Here is a 14,736-nt window from a genome sequence, read left to right as displayed (position 1 = left end):
TCTGGCCCCCACTGTATTTAAAGGAACAACATCCCCAACCTAAACAAGCGTAAGCGACTTCTTCGCCTTTAAGCGAAAAAAGGCTGCGCGATGTAACCAAAGCATTTACGGATTGCATCACTCATTTAATCCTATATTTCAGAAAAGCCTCCTACCGCTGCGACAGTGGATTTGGAGGCTTTGTTGCGTTTATTAGCATGTTCTCTCAACACATATAGAAAAAAAAGAGCCTGCCCTATCGCTCTCGCTCGGGCAAGCTTTATATCAGAAGCCTATGCGCCTGTTCGTTCAGGCTTGCGAATCATAGTAAAATCCAGCATATCTGGTCGTGCGGGCTGGCCCAGCAAATACCCTTGCATGTAATCACAGCCCCAGCCTCGCAGCAGCTCGTACTGCTTCACATATTCAACTCCTTCAGCAATGACACAAATGCCCAGCTTATGCAGGAGCCCAATCATCGCCTCCACGATATGATGTTCAACGCCTTCCTTATCTATCTCTCTAACAAAGGATCGGTCCAGCTTAAGGGCATGGATTGGCAGATGCTGCAAACTCGCCAGCGACGAATGCATGGAACCGAAATCATCCAGCGCAATAAACACACCGCTCGCATGCAGTCTAGTCAAAGCTTTAACGGATCGCTCGCAATTCGCATAATTATAGCCTGCTTTGATTTCCAGCTGTAGACACTGTGGCGGTATTCCTGCCTCCTCCAGCGTATTAAGCACCATGTCAGCATAAGCGTAGTCTGCAAGCTCTGTCGGCGAAATATTGACGGACATAATCAGTGCAGCTTGATCCGGCAGGGTACCCAGCATGCGGCAGGCCTGCTTGATAACCCATGCGCCAATTGGCATAATCATGCCGTTTTTCTCGGCAAAGGGAATAAATTCAGCTGGCTGAATGCTGCCAAGCTCCGGGTGATTCCATCGCAGCAGCACTTCGAAGCCCCGCAGCTTGCCCGTCTCCACTTGATAGATGGGCTGGTAGTTTAAATGAAATTGCCCTTTATACAGCGCCGTTCGAATGGCGGTCTCCAGCTCCAAATGCCGATTGATTTGCTCTGTTGCCGACCGCAAATAATAGGAAATCTGCCCCTCTCCCTTTAAAACGCCGCTGTACAGAGCCGTCTCCGCATGACAAATAAGCTGTTCGCTTGTCGCTCCATCCTGCGGAAACAGGCTCACGCCAATACTGGCCGTTAAATGAAATCGATCGGAACCAAAACCTACGGGTTGTTGCACCGTTGTTTTGAAGCGTTCAAGCATGCTGTATCCATCCGCTTGACCGGCATCCAGCACTGCTGCAACCAGAAAAGTACTGTCGTTCAATTGCCAGATGGCAGACCTGTCCGCTCCTGCCTCCACGAGCCGCTCTTCAATCAGCTGCATCACCTCGCAGCCATAGTCCATCCCTCTAGCTCCGATAATGCGATAAAAATGGTCAAGCTGCACCAGTACTGCAGCAAGCCCCTTGCTTGCATTCTGCACTTTCAGCAGCATATGGCCCAGCTCGCGGCAGGCATTCAGCTTTGCAGGCAATAATGCAATGACTTGTTCCCTCATATTTCCCATCCTTCGATCCTAGTAAGTTAAATCTATATTCTCATACAATAATTAGGAAATAACGGCAATTACCTTTAGATAGTTGTTAGAATGTCATTTTCCATACAAAAAAACCGTCTGGATAAGCCAGACGGTTCCTAATAAATACATGCTATTATTTCTCCTGGCTGACTGAGGCATTCTGGGCTGTGTACTTATAGCCGAAGCCCCAAACGGTTCGAATGAGACGAGGCTCCTTTGGGTTCTGCTCGATTTTTTTCCGCAGATTCACAATGTGTACATCAATCGCACGGTCGGTGACAAAGGAATCAAAGCCGCGAATGGCATTAATGAGCTCTTCCCTGCTGAATACCTTGCCAGGATACGCCAAAAATAGCTTCATAATTTCATATTCCGAAAACGTTGTCTCTACCAGCATCCCTCTGACTAGCAGCAATCTCCGCTCAAAATCAAGCTGAATCGGGTTCCGCTCCTCTTCGCCTGACTCTTGCTCCGTCTCCACTCCGGCCGGCTTAATGTTAGCTCTGCGAATCAATGCCTCGACTCTTGCTGTCATCTCGTGCATGCTGAATGGCTTGCACATATAATCGTCTGCACCAGACTTCAACGCCAGCACACGTTCTGACACCTCGTTTTTCATGGATAAAATCATAATAGGCACATTCGAACGCTCGCGAATCAATGCACATATCTCCATCCCATCCATATCCGGGAGCATAAGATCCAGCAAAACCAAATCAGGTTCGAATTCCGAAATAATACGCAAGCCGTCATTTGCCAATCCTGCTTGTTTGACAGAATAGCCTTCCTCTGACAAATACATAGACAGCATATCACTCATCATGACGTCATCTTCTATAACTATTACTTTATACATTGGCGTCACCCCTTATTGGGATTGAAGATTTCTGTCGAATTAAGTCTGTCCTCTTACTATACAATATAGCTATGACCGCTACAATAATTTGTTAGAGAATTGTTAGGGTTTTTTGTCGAACTTTTGTCACTTGTTTTTCTCCAAACATCTGAGCAAATGTATCAATTCTTCTTCCAGCTTTGCAAGCCTCAGGCTCCATTCCTCCTCGTCTATATCTTCCTGATTGAAGATCAGCTCCAGCTCCGTCGCTGCATTCGCCAGTTGATAAGCGGATAAATGGCTCGCCGCTCCCCTAAGCGTATGCACGAGACGCTTGGCGGTAACGAGATCCCTCTCTGTCATTGAAGCGATTAATCTGTCGATAAATGAAGGATAATCGGCCTGAAATTGTTCTAACATATGCATCAATATCGGAAGCTTGCCATTCACTCTGGCGAGCGCCTCCGGCAAATCCACACCCGGAATGACCGGTAGCGAGGAATAGGCTGCCTGTTCATATTGCGGCTGCACATGGGGCTCATCCTCCCATAACGTTGGTACCGGCAATATGCCCGTCTGATTCAACCAGTGCGAGAGTACGGAATAAAGAAAGCCGGCGCTGATTGGCTTCGTTATAATATCATCCATGCCAAGCTGCCTGTATTGCTCATGATCGGCACGCAGCACATTGGCGGTAACCGCAATAATCGGCAGCCCGTCATATTTGGGATTGGCCCGAATAAACCGCGTCGCCTCCATGCCATCCATTTCCGGCATATGAATATCCATGAGAATGAGATGCCATTCCTCCCGCTCCAGCATATCCAGCACCTCATGTCCATTTTCGGCAAGACCGACCTCGTAGCCCCGTTCCTTTAACATTTCCAGAGCGACGATTTGATTAATTTTATTATCTTCGGCAAGCAAGATTTTAGCATTGCGCTCTTCAAGCTGTACAACTGCCACTTCGCTCATCGCCCTATTCCAAGGAGGAATAAAGGAACGCTCCGTTAACATCCCTCTCAGGCCGTTAAGCATAGCTAAACGGGTTACTGGCTTTGTAAGCAGGGCAAGCGGACGATCCTTTTCTGGCATTTGCAGCATTTCGTCCCGACCGAATGAAGTGGTCAGCACGGCTGTCTTTACGCCAGCCGCCTCGGCCTCCTGATGGAAATCGAGCCAGGTTTCCGCGCCGTACATATCGGGCATCTCCATATCGAGCAAAATCAGCTTCGGCATCGCTCCGGCACCGATACGGCGCAGCCGTTCCCGCGCCGTCTTCCAAGAAGCGAAGGGAACCGGGGCCATTTGGAATGATTCCAGCCTTTCGCACCAATGATGGCGCATCATCTGGCTGTCCTCGACGATCCACACTGGCTGTCCAATCATTTCCTCGCCTAGCTCCATGCTGTAGGGCGGGGCTTCTTCGAGCATAGGGAATGTAATAACGAAGCTGAATTTGCTGCCGCGTCCGACCTTGCTTTCCGCGACGAGATTGCCGCCCATCAGCGTGACGAGCCTTTGAGAGATGACAAGACCAAGGCCTGTGCCCCCATATTTCCTCGTCGTAGATCCGTCCGCCTGGCTGAATGGCTGGAACAGCCTGCCAAGCTGCTCCTCGCTCATGCCGATGCCCGTATCCTCAACGACAAAACGCAGCTGCACTTCCGCATCGCGTAGCTCTACCACTTCGAGACGCAGACTGACATGGCCTTTCTTCGTAAATTTAATCGCATTGATGCATAAATTCAGCAGCACCTGCTCCAGCCGCAGCAAATCTCCAAGCAGCGTGCTAGGCAAATTGTAGGCTGTATGGATTAAAAATTCGAACTGCTCCTTGCCGCCCATAAAGACGCTGAGCTGATCCGCTACCCGGCCAAGCAGCTCCTCCGGATGGAAGGCGAGCAGTTCAACCTCGACCTTCTCTGCCTCAACTTTGGAGAAATCAAGAATGTCATTAATGATGCGCAGCAAAGATTCCGATGACGTGCTGATTTTGTCCACATAGTCCTTCTGCGAATAGGATAATCCCGTGCGTTTGAGTAGTTGGGTCAACCCGATGATGCCGTTCAGCGGCGTACGAATTTCATGGCTCATGAGAGCAAGGAATCTGCCCTTGGCCGCATTCGCCTCCGCCGCATCCTGCGACGCCTGAAGCAGCTCCTCCTGAATGATTTTTTGCTCCGATATGTCCCGTGCAATGCAGGAGAAGTAGTCCTCTCCTGTTCTGCGATTATGATGGGAAACGAGCACAAGCGATACATGCTTCAATTGCTTGTTCTTCGTCAAAATTTCGACATTGCCTTCCCAATACCCGTACTGCTTGGCCAGCTCTGAGCCATTCATGAGATAAAAGAACATTTCACTGCTCAGATGCCCGCTCAGTGAAGAAAGATCCATTTCCTCCTCATTGATTCCGAGCATCTCCTTGCCCGCCTGATTAATGTAGATCATTTCGCCCTGGGAATCGACCGAAGCGATTAAATCCTTGGCAGAGCCAACGATATCAAGCAGTCGATTGCGCGATTTCTCCACTTGCAGCTTATCGGTTATATCCAGAACCATGCCAACAGCTCCGGTAAATTTGCCATTTGCATCCCGTAGGTCATTCGTGCTGAGCAGGATGGGAATGCGTTTTCCATTTTTTGAAATAAAGGTCCATTCCCGCTCATAGGAAAACTGGTCATTGCGCAGCTCCTTGAGCACGTCCAGCCCCGGTATCACCTCTCGGCCCAATTTTTCCCTAAGCTCCTCTGCCGCTATGCGGATTTCCTCCATGTCCATGAACAGCAGCGGCGTCGCATGCCCCGATACTTCTTCTGACTTGTAGCCGATCATTTCCTCGGCCTTCTTATTGAGATATGAAATACGGTAATGCTCGTCGAGGACAACAAAGGAATATTGATTTTGATTAATAACTGCCTCCAGCCGCTCAAACATTCCTCTTAAACGCACGACCATGCCGTTCACAGATCGCGACAGCTTTCCTACCTCGTCTCCTGGCATTTCTGACAGATGCTCTGCATTAAATTGGCCCGCGGCAGCCTGCTCGGTGACGATTAATATATTTTTCAATCGATTGACGATATTGGCAAAAAACAAATAGCACAGCAGCACGATGACAAGCTCTGAGCCTACAAGCGTCAGCAGCGTGCTAAGCAAAACCGGCAGCGTCCCGATCTCTAAATCCGACATCGGCATTTCCAGCATGAAATGCCAGGCAGCGACACCTTCTACCTTAGAGTGGAATACGGCGTATTGTTTCATATTAGATGATAAAATTTCCATGCCGGCCTGTTCAGAAAGCAGCTTCTGATTTACCTGTATTTCCTGTAAAGCTCCGTTCATTACTGCTGTCTTCGGCAATACGCCTTCTTCCGAGCAGAATAAAACGACGCCTTCCTCGTTATATAGCCAGAAGGTAGCTTCATCCGGCTTGTCCATTTGCAAATAAGGAATAATCATATCCATAACAATGGATGCGTATACGATTCCGGTAATTTGATTGTCCTCATTGTAGACTGGAACAGCCATGACAAATTGTTCTTTAGGCGAAAAACTCGCTTTGAAAGGGTCGCTAATCAGCACCTTCCCTTTAATGGCTGTCTGGAAGAAGGAATGCTGTTTAACATTGAGCGCTACGCCATCCGTACGAATCGCCATGCCGTCCTTGTCCACAAAGCCAAGGGAACGAAAGGCAAAGCCTGCCCGCACCAGCTCACGGTTGAAATAGCTGAGCTTCTCTTCATCTTTTCCAAAACGCACGACATCGGTTCGGCTAATGACCAGCACTTCTGCCTGCCTTATTGCAAGCCAAGCTGACAAAGTATTCGCACTGCTGTTTAATTGGCTTAATGTTTTCTCTGTAGCAGAATCGATCATTCCCTGCCTTAAGCCCATATAGTTAATAATGCCGGCAAACAGCAGTGGAATGAAGGTAATTAATACAATAACCAGCAGTCCCTTGACCCTTAGAGACATGTTGCTCAAGCGGCTCACTTCCCATCCGACAATGTTTGTCATTTGTCCCGTTTATTATACAGCCTTAACGAAAGCGAGAGAAGCAAAAACGCCAAGGCGCAGGGCCTTGGCGTTCGAAAAAAACAATTGCGATTTGGAATGGTTCATCATCACTGAATTAGCTTGTCTTAACCCTTTAAAATCGATTCAATACGAGCCAGCTCATCGCTAGAGAAATCAAGCGTACGGAGTGCTGCAACGTTATCATCAATTTGCTCCACACGGCTTGCGCCGATCAGCGCCGATGTTACACGACCCCCGCGCAGTACCCATGCGAGCGCCATCTGCGCAAGCGTCTGCCCGCGCTCCGCAGCATGAGCGTTAAGCAGCTTGATTTTTTCAAGCTTTGCTTCCGTAATTTGATCGGATTGCAGAAATACGCTTGGTCCAGCCGCGCGGGAATCCTGAGGGATGCCGTTTAAATAACGGTTCGTCAAGAGTCCGCCTGCTAACGGCGAGAACACGATAGAGCCGATGCCTTCCGCATCGAGAACATCCTGCAGGCCATCTTCAATCCAGCGATTGAACATCGAATAAGAAGGCTGATGAATGAGGCATGGCGTGCCAAGACGCTGCAAAATAAGGGAAGCCTCTGCCGTCTGCTCCGCACTATAGTTGGACAAGCCAACATAGAGCGCCTTGCCTTGGCGAACGATATGGTCAAGCGCAGCCATCGTTTCCTCAAGCGGCGTATTCGGATCTGGACGATGGTGATAAAAAATGTCTACGTACTGCAGCCCCATACGTTTAAGGCTTTGATCGAGGCTGGCCACTAAATACTTACGCGAGCCCCACTCGCCGTATGGGCCTTTCCACATATAATATCCGGCTTTTGTGGAAATAATAAGCTCATCGCGGTAAGCAGCCAAATCCTGCTTGAGCAGTTGGCCAAACGTCTCCTCTGCGGAGCCGGCAGGCGGCCCATAATTGTTAGCGAGGTCAAAATGGGTAATGCCCAAATCGAAAGCGCGGCGAACCATCGCCCGTCCATTTTCTAGACGATCCGTACCGCCAAAGTTGTGCCAGAGGCCCAGTGATACCGCTGGAAGCAGCAGTCCGCTGCGGCCAGTACGATTGTATTTCATCCCATCATAGCGGGAATTTGCAGGCAAATACGTCATCGATTAACATCCCCTCTACTATTTAAATGAAAAGTCGCGAAACTTCTTTTTTATTTCAGATTCATATAAATCGCTTGCTTCTTCCATTGTACACCGCTTGGTCGAACGGTGCAAAAAAAGCCGACCGTGTTCAAATCCCTTTATTTTTATTTAAGATTAAGGTTTTTTAACCTAAGTTTTGTTATAGTAGGTTAGACAAGCGTAAACGGTTACGGTGAGCTGACCCTGATCACTGCAACGTTTCGCGAAGCCATTATAAAAAGCGTGTAAGATGATGAAGGGAGTTTGAAGAATGGATAACCAAGAATCGCAGCGTAAAGAAGAAGAATTAAAAAATGCTGCGGAGCAAGAAACCAACACACACGAGGACAATCAACATACGACTGAACCAACGACAGCTTCACCATATGCAGCTGGAGGGGCGCCTTTGGGTGGATCAAATCCCCCGCCTCGTAAAAGCGGCAATACAGCATGGATTGCGCTTTCGGCTGTTTTGGCTATTTTGCTAGTAATCGTCGCTATTAAACCAGTATTCGGCGGTGGCAGCAATGCAGCCGTTGCAACGGTTAACAAAGTGGACATTACGAAAGAGGATCTTTACGAAGAAATGCTGAAATCAGGCGGCAAAACGACGCTCGACAATCTGATTACGCAGCAGCTGATTACGCAAGAAGCGAAAGCTTCCAATGTTACCATTACAGAAGCAGATATCGATGAAGAAATTAATACGCTGAAAGCAAGCTTCGGCACGGACGAGCAATTCAATGCTGCGCTGGCGCAATACGGTGTAACGCTGGAGAGTCTGCGTAAAGATGCTGAGACGCAAGTGAAAATCCGCAAGCTGCTTGAGCCATCCATTACCATTACCGATGATCAAATTAAAGAAGCTTATGAGCAAAACAAAGCTTCCTATGGCACAGGTGAAGAAATTAAAGCTTCGCATATTCTGGTAGCTACGCAAGAAGAAGCAGACGCTATTTTGAAAGAATTGAAAGATGGCGGCGACTTCGCAACGTTGGCGAAAGAAAAATCGACCGATACAGGCACGAAAGACAACGGCGGCGATCTTGGCTTCTTCGGCAAAGGCGTCATGGACCCTGCTTTCGAGGAAGCAGCCTTCGCACTCGAAGTAGATCAAATCAGCGACGTCGTTAAATCGAGCTTCGGTTTCCATATTATTAAGAAAACCGGCTTTAAAGCGGCTACTTCCCCAACTTTTGAAGAGAAGAAGGAAGATATCCGCAAGCAGCTGCTGAATCAGCAAATTCAAGAGAAATCAGCGACTTGGATTCAAGAGATTCGCGACAAAGCAACGATTACCAATACGCTTGAAGAGAAAAAAGATGAAACGGAAACAGACGCAAGCGCTAATCCGGATGCAGCTGTTTCTCCAGAAGCAAGCGCAGCACAATAAGCGCAACCGAATAAGGTTAACATGCTTATGAACGTGCTTATGAATTAAAAAAAGATCGCTATCCGCCAGGCTTAATGCCTTGGGGACAGCGATCTTTTTGGTTTTCAGCCAATATGATATGGGCTGCTTAGCTGAATTGAACAAGCCCAGGCCCAAGCTCGTGCACAGTCACTCGTTTAGCTTTGCAAGGCAGCCCCTTTGCTCACGGTCACTTCCTTGCCGCTAGCCTTCAGCCGTTCAACCACTTTATTGAGCGCCAGCTGCGCCGTATGATCCCATATGCGCGACTGGCTAAGGTCGATATGAATTTCATCGGCTTTGCAGTCCAGCTCAATAAGCTCTTCCAGACCAGAGGAGGAAGCGAAAAACAGCTGTCCATGCACTCGATAAGTCCGCTTGCTGCCTTCCCATTCGCTATGAATATGCAGCTTGCGGGACACCGACACAACGAACCAGACGAAGCTGATAAGTACGCCAACCAGCACGCCAGCAGCCAAATCGTGCGTGAACAGTACGGCGGCTACCGTCGCCACCATCACGACCGTTTCGGCAAGCGGTACACTGCGCGGCTTGAACACCGAGCGCCAGTCGAAGATGGCGATACAGACCATAATCATAATGCCGACCAGAGCCGCCATCGGCACCTGCGCCAGCAAATCGCCAAACAGAACGGCGAGCAGCAAGAGGAACAAAGCGGAAACGAGCGTAGACAGCCTATGCTTCCCGCCCATTTTCACATTGAGCACCGATTCCGCTACGAGCGCACAGCCCGCCATGCCGCCGAAAAATCCCGCGACAACATTTGCAACGCCTTGTCCGCGCATTTCCTTATTTTTGTCCGTACGCTCACCAGTCATCTCATCGAGCAAATTATGCGTCAGCATCGTCTCCGTATATCCAACGACTGCCAGCGACAAAGAATAAGGAAAAATGATCGCAAGCGTCTCCCAGCTAAGCGGAATATTAGGCAGCAGAAACGATGGTAGTGATGCGTCGATAGCACCAACTCGAGTAACTCCGTCCATGCCAAACACCCAAACGGCTAAGGTGAGCACCACAACGGCCACCAGCGGGGAAGGAATCGCCTTGAAGTAACGTGGGAGAAAATAAATAATGGCCAGCGTCGCCGCCACTAACGCATACATCAGCCAGGACTCGCCCTGAAAATACCGCAGCTGCGAAATGAGGATGAGGATCGCCAGCGCATTAATAAACCCCGTCAGCACGCCCTGCGGCACATACCTCATTAGCTTGCCGAGCTTAAATACACCCATTAAATATTGCAAAATCCCCGTCAAAATCGTTGCTGCGAACAAATACTCAATGCCATGCTCCTTTACGAGCGTCAGCATCAGCACCGCCATCGAGCCTGCCGCTGCAGAAATCATCCCCGGACGACCGCCAAGAAACGTCGTAACGAGCAGGATACAGATTGAAGCATAAATGCCGACAACGGGCGGCACTCCCGCCATAAACGAAAAAGCCAGTGAATCCGGCACCAGCGCGAGCGTAGCCGTCATTCCAGCCAGCACATTCACCCGCACATCCGTCATCCACTGCCGTTTCCAAGATAAACGACTCATACCCATTTCACCTAATACCCTTCGCCTTTACCGCCACTTGCGATGGCGACGCTTGCGCTTGCCCCTATGCGAGTAGCACCAGCAGCGAGCATTTTCAGTGCGGTTTCCAAATCGCGTACGCCTCCAGAAGCTTTGACACCCATGTCCGGCCCTACGGTACGGCGCATTAGCGCGATATCTTCCTCTGTGGCGCCGCCTTTGCCGAAGCCCGTCGAAGTTTTGACAAAATCGGCGCCAGCCTCCTTGCAAATTTCGCAAGCCCGCACCTTTTCCGCATCCGTCAGCAAGCCTGTTTCCAAAATGACTTTAACGATTGCCTTGCCCTTGCATGCTGCCACAACCGCTTCGACATCACGCTTCACGCCTGCTTCGTCACCTGATTTCAGCAGCCCAATGTTCAGCACCATGTCCACTTCTGTGGCACCGCAGGCAATGGCGTCTTCCGCTTCCGCTGCCTTCGCCCTTGAAGTCGTTGCACCAAGCGGGAAGCCCGCTACCGTCGTAATGCCGACGCCAGAGCCTGCCAGCTGTTCAGCTGCAAGAGCGACCCAGCCTGCATTCACACATACGGTGGCAAAATGATACGTCTTGGCTTCGGCACAAAGCTGAATAATTTCCGCTTTTGTCGCTTCTGCCTTTAGCATAGTGTGATCAATAACTCCAGCTACATTCGCTGCATTCGTACTGCCCATTAACGAATCCCTCCACCTATCATCTCTCTAGCCCATCCCGTTCACGCTTCCGGCTTGTAATCCAGCAGATGCTTCGCCGTAATGTGATCGGTAATCAACGTATTCGCATATTGTCCAGCAAGCGCGCCATATACTGCTTCGACTTTGCTTGGGCCGCCAGCTACTAGTACTGACCATTCCTTGCGTTTCAGCTCGCCCAAATCAATGCCAATCGTGCGCAGGTCCAGCTCTTCGCTGACCAACTGCCCGTCGATATCTATGAATCTTGAGCAAATATCCCCTACGCCGCGCGAGAAAATAATGCCCAAATCCTCATCGGAAAAATAATTCGCCCGCATCAGCACCGAATCCTCGGTTGGCGCACCTACGGTCACAACTGCGATATTCGCTTTTTTGCCCATATCAAGAATTTTGCGTATATGACGATCCGCTTCAATCGCATGCTTCACGACCGCATGGTCAACAATAGCTGGCAGCGGAATCAAATAGGGCGACGTCTGATAAGCTTTAGCGAACAGCTGCGCGATTTCGTGTGCATACGTATCGGTCTCGGAATGGCTGACACCGCCGTTGAGCTGAACTACCTTGACCTTCTTCGCATGCTTGTTCGGCAGCCTAGTTGCTACTTCATACAGCGTCGTGCCCCAGGTTACGGCTATCGTATCGCCATCCTGCACCGTTTCATTTAGAAACGCAGCGGCAGCTTCACCAATGACACGCTTGGCCATCGCATCCTCATATTTAGGCACCGTAGCTACAATAGCGCGCTTCAAGCCGAAGCGCTCCTGCAATTGCCGTTCGCGCTCCGCGTTGTCGGCTGCCGGGTCCATAATTTTGATCTGTACGATACCGTCAACCTTCGCCTGCTGCAAAAAACGCGACACGGTTGGACGTGACACGCCAAGCTTCTTGGCAATTTCCTGCTGATTGTAGTCAAGCTCATAATACATGCGCGCTGCTTCAATCATTTTCATCTTTTTGTCGCTGAGTTCCTCCATCAGGCATCTCCTTTGGTGAGTCGCTCTTCCACATTTATCTATCTTGAGAATATGTTCAAAGAAAAATAAGCAATATTTCAGTTTCATTATATAAGGAAAAAAGCAAAACAACAACTACAGCTTTTGGACAGGATTTTCATGTCATCATGTGGAATACGTATAAGGCGCGACCATAAACGACATTCTGATGGGAGGTATCACCTGCTATGTTGAACAAGTTTAAGTGGTTCACATCTATTCTTTTGACCGCAGCTCTACTTATAGGCGCTGCAAGCGTCTCGGCGGCTGCAACCACCCAAGAGAAGGCCGGCAAGCATATTACGCTGCTGCACACCAATGATATGCATGCCAGAGCGGTCGAATCCGAAAGCAATGGTGAACTCGGCTTTGCACGGCTTGCCGGAATCATCGACAGCTACAGGGCCAGCAATCCGAATACGCTCCTGCTTGATGGCGGCGATGCCATTCACGGCACTACCTTCGCAACCCTCGTAGAAGGCGAAAGCGTCGTGCGCGTCATGAACGCAATGGGTTACGATGCGGCCGTCCCTGGAAATCATGAATTTAATTATGGCTACAACCGCCTCGTGGAACTTGAACCCCAAATGGAATATCCGCTTCTGAGCGCCAACATTAGAGTAAAGAAAGACGATTCGCCGCTGTTTCATCCTTATGTTATTAAAGAGGTAGACGGCGTAAAAATCGGTATTTTCGGCCTGACTACACCTGAAACCGCCTACAAGACGCATCCGAAAAATGTGGACGGGCTCGTGTTCACCGACCCAGCCGAGGAGGCGAAGGCTATTGTCGCCGAGCTCAAGGATCAGGTAGACGTCATTGTTGCATTAGGACATATCGGACAGGATGAATCCAGCGCCGATACAAGCCTTGGCATCGCCAAGGAAGTCGCTGGCATTGATGTTTTTATTGATGGACACAGCCATACGGTGCTGCAAAAAGGGCTTGAAGCAGGCCATGGCACGCTTATCGCCAGCGCTGGCGAATATACCAAATACATGGGCGTCGTCGATCTATGGATCGATCAAGGCAAGGTAGTCAGCAAGGAAGCAAAGCTGATTGATTACAAAGCCGCTGCTGCGATTGCACCCGACAAAAAAATCGCCGAGCTGGTCGATTCCATCGTCGCTGAGCAGCAGGAAGTTCTCTCAAGCGAGATTGGCGAAACGGCCGTGAAGCTTGATGGCGAGCGGGAGCAGGTTCGCGCAGGAGAAACAAATCTGGGCAATCTGATTGCCGACAGTCTGCGTTCAATCACGAAGGCCGATATCGCCATAATGAATGGCGGCGGTATTCGCGCTTCTATTGATGAAGGAACGATCACGCTAGGCGAGATTATTACAGTGCTGCCTTTTGGCAATCAAATCGTGACGCTTAACGTAACAGGAGCCAATATTAAAGCCGCGTTGGAAAATGGCGTGTCGGATTATCCGAATCCGAAGGGCGCTTTTCCGCAAGTATCCGGCATCGCCTTCAAAATCGATACCGCCAAGGCAAAAGGCTCGCGCGTCCATTCTGTTACCATAGGCGGCGCTCCTCTTGATGCGAAAAAACAATACACGCTTGCGACGAATGATTTTATAGCCGCAGGCGGGGATGAATACACGATGTTCGCCAGCTATCCCCAGGCCGGTATGTTTGGCGCGCTGGACGAAGCGCTAACGAGCTATTTGAGGGAGCTTGGGACAGCGGCAAGCCCCGCTGCTCAGGGCCGCATTACGGAGGGTGCTACGCCTTCCGCTGCTTTGCCTACTCCGTCTGCCCCGTCCGCCTCGTCTGGCGGGACGAAGCCAAAGCCTGAAGTCATTCAGCCCTCCCCATCGTCTACGGCGCCAAGCACCACTCAGGAGGAGCCTTCGACGGCTGCCGACTATGCCCATTACACCGTGAAAAAAGGCGATACGCTCTGGTCGATTGCGAAGCGCTATAACACGACGTGGCAAGCTATTCGCGACGTAAACCAAATTAAAAATCCCGACCGCATCTACATCGGACAGCAGCTCAAAATTCCGGTATAGCAGTCATTTTTTCTATACACTAGTCTCAATGAATTCTCTGAAATGCGGGCAGCAATATTGACAAAAAGCTATTTTCTTGAGCCATTTTCGCAAGTAAAGGAATCCTCACAAAAGAGATAAGCCTACTTTAAAGAACAAACAATTGCGTAGATCAATAATTAGTCTAAATTTTTTAAAAATAGCGGTGCAGAAAATTGTCTGCACCGCTATTTTTCGATGATTCTATTTTGGCTTGCTTAAACAGGTTCAAAATAAGGACAACCGCTAAACTTTTCTTAAACAGAATATGAATCAGTAAATCTCGATAAGACGTATTTTCTAATCAATTTACACTGAGATTACTTGATTTAATATTGTAAAAATAATATTGAAATTCGAATATCTCCCTAGGGCGTGTCTGAAAACCCGTTCAGTGGCCCCTTTCACCGCCTTTCCGCCCCTGCTTCGTTCC

At 49.5% G+C, this 14,736-nt stretch carries 9 protein-coding genes; 2 read left to right on the top strand and 7 right to left on the bottom strand.

What is annotated here, in order from left to right; translation table 11 throughout:
* Positions 1 to 272: 272 nt before the first annotated feature.
* From MHB80_RS02580 to mgrA, 4 genes are all read right to left on the bottom strand, one after another.
* Complete coding sequence (locus MHB80_RS02580; protein WP_341280700.1) at positions 273 to 1,565, bottom strand: bifunctional diguanylate cyclase/phosphodiesterase; 1,293 nt, start codon at positions 1,563 to 1,565, stop codon at positions 273 to 275.
* A 154-nt stretch (positions 1,566 to 1,719) separates the two neighbouring features.
* Positions 1,720 to 2,442 (bottom strand): response regulator transcription factor, encoded by a 723-nt coding sequence (locus MHB80_RS02575; protein ID WP_341280699.1) that lies wholly within the window; start codon positions 2,440 to 2,442, stop codon positions 1,720 to 1,722.
* 126 nt (positions 2,443 to 2,568) lie between these two features.
* A complete protein-coding gene (locus MHB80_RS02570; RefSeq protein ID WP_341282840.1) occupies positions 2,569 to 6,402 on the bottom strand; it encodes a response regulator in 3,834 nt (1,277 codons plus the stop codon).
* A gap of 167 nt (positions 6,403 to 6,569) precedes the next feature.
* On the bottom strand, positions 6,570 to 7,562 hold the full coding sequence (gene mgrA / locus MHB80_RS02565; protein WP_341280698.1) for an L-glyceraldehyde 3-phosphate reductase: 993 nt from the start codon (positions 7,560 to 7,562) through the stop codon (positions 6,570 to 6,572).
* A gap of 292 nt (positions 7,563 to 7,854) precedes the next feature.
* On the opposite strand from mgrA, the gene MHB80_RS02560 reads away from it, so the two are divergent.
* A complete protein-coding gene (locus tag MHB80_RS02560) occupies positions 7,855 to 8,976 on the top strand; it encodes a peptidylprolyl isomerase (protein WP_341280697.1) in 1,122 nt (373 codons plus the stop codon).
* 176 nt (positions 8,977 to 9,152) lie between these two features.
* Here the strand turns inward: MHB80_RS02560 and MHB80_RS02555 are convergent, their stop codons facing one another.
* From MHB80_RS02555 to MHB80_RS02545, 3 genes are read right to left on the bottom strand one after another with little or no spacing between them, the layout of a single operon-like run.
* A complete protein-coding gene (locus tag MHB80_RS02555) occupies positions 9,153 to 10,559 on the bottom strand; it encodes a SulP family inorganic anion transporter (RefSeq protein WP_341280696.1) in 1,407 nt (468 codons plus the stop codon).
* A gap of 11 nt (positions 10,560 to 10,570) precedes the next feature.
* A complete protein-coding gene (deoC, locus tag MHB80_RS02550) occupies positions 10,571 to 11,251 on the bottom strand; it encodes a deoxyribose-phosphate aldolase (RefSeq protein ID WP_341280695.1) in 681 nt (226 codons plus the stop codon).
* 41 nt (positions 11,252 to 11,292) lie between these two features.
* Positions 11,293 to 12,249, bottom strand: a complete 957-nt coding sequence (locus MHB80_RS02545; RefSeq protein ID WP_341280694.1) for a sugar-binding transcriptional regulator — start codon at positions 12,247 to 12,249, stop codon at positions 11,293 to 11,295.
* A gap of 209 nt (positions 12,250 to 12,458) precedes the next feature.
* Here MHB80_RS02545 and MHB80_RS02540 point away from each other — a divergent pair, with 209 nt between their 5' ends.
* Complete coding sequence (locus MHB80_RS02540) at positions 12,459 to 14,285, top strand: 5'-nucleotidase C-terminal domain-containing protein (RefSeq protein ID WP_341282839.1); 1,827 nt, start codon at positions 12,459 to 12,461, stop codon at positions 14,283 to 14,285.
* Positions 14,286 to 14,736: the final 451 nt, after the last annotated feature.

The sequence above is a fragment of the Paenibacillus sp. FSL H8-0537 genome, assembly GCF_038051995.1.
GTDB lineage: Bacteria > Bacillota > Bacilli > Paenibacillales > Paenibacillaceae > Pristimantibacillus.
Note: the sequence above shows the minus strand (reverse complement) of the source record. Positions and strands in the feature narration are given on the sequence as shown.

What these genes read in the sequence shown, in the direction of transcription:
- MHB80_RS02580 (WP_341280700.1), bottom strand. Translation starts at nt 1,565, where the DNA reads ATGAGGGAACAAGTCATTGCATTATTGCCTGCAAAGCTGAATGCCTGC.
- MHB80_RS02575 (WP_341280699.1), bottom strand. Translation starts at nt 2,442, where the DNA reads ATGTATAAAGTAATAGTTATAGAAGATGACGTCATGATGAGTGATATG.
- MHB80_RS02570 (WP_341282840.1), bottom strand. Translation starts at nt 6,402, where the DNA reads ATGTCTCTAAGGGTCAAGGGACTGCTGGTTATTGTATTAATTACCTTC.
- mgrA (WP_341280698.1), bottom strand. Translation starts at nt 7,562, where the DNA reads ATGACGTATTTGCCTGCAAATTCCCGCTATGATGGGATGAAATACAAT.
- MHB80_RS02560 (WP_341280697.1), top strand. Translation starts at nt 7,855, where the DNA reads ATGGATAACCAAGAATCGCAGCGTAAAGAAGAAGAATTAAAAAATGCT.
- MHB80_RS02555 (WP_341280696.1), bottom strand. Translation starts at nt 10,559, where the DNA reads ATGAGTCGTTTATCTTGGAAACGGCAGTGGATGACGGATGTGCGGGTG.
- deoC (WP_341280695.1), bottom strand. Translation starts at nt 11,251, where the DNA reads ATGGGCAGTACGAATGCAGCGAATGTAGCTGGAGTTATTGATCACACT.
- MHB80_RS02545 (WP_341280694.1), bottom strand. Translation starts at nt 12,249, where the DNA reads ATGGAGGAACTCAGCGACAAAAAGATGAAAATGATTGAAGCAGCGCGC.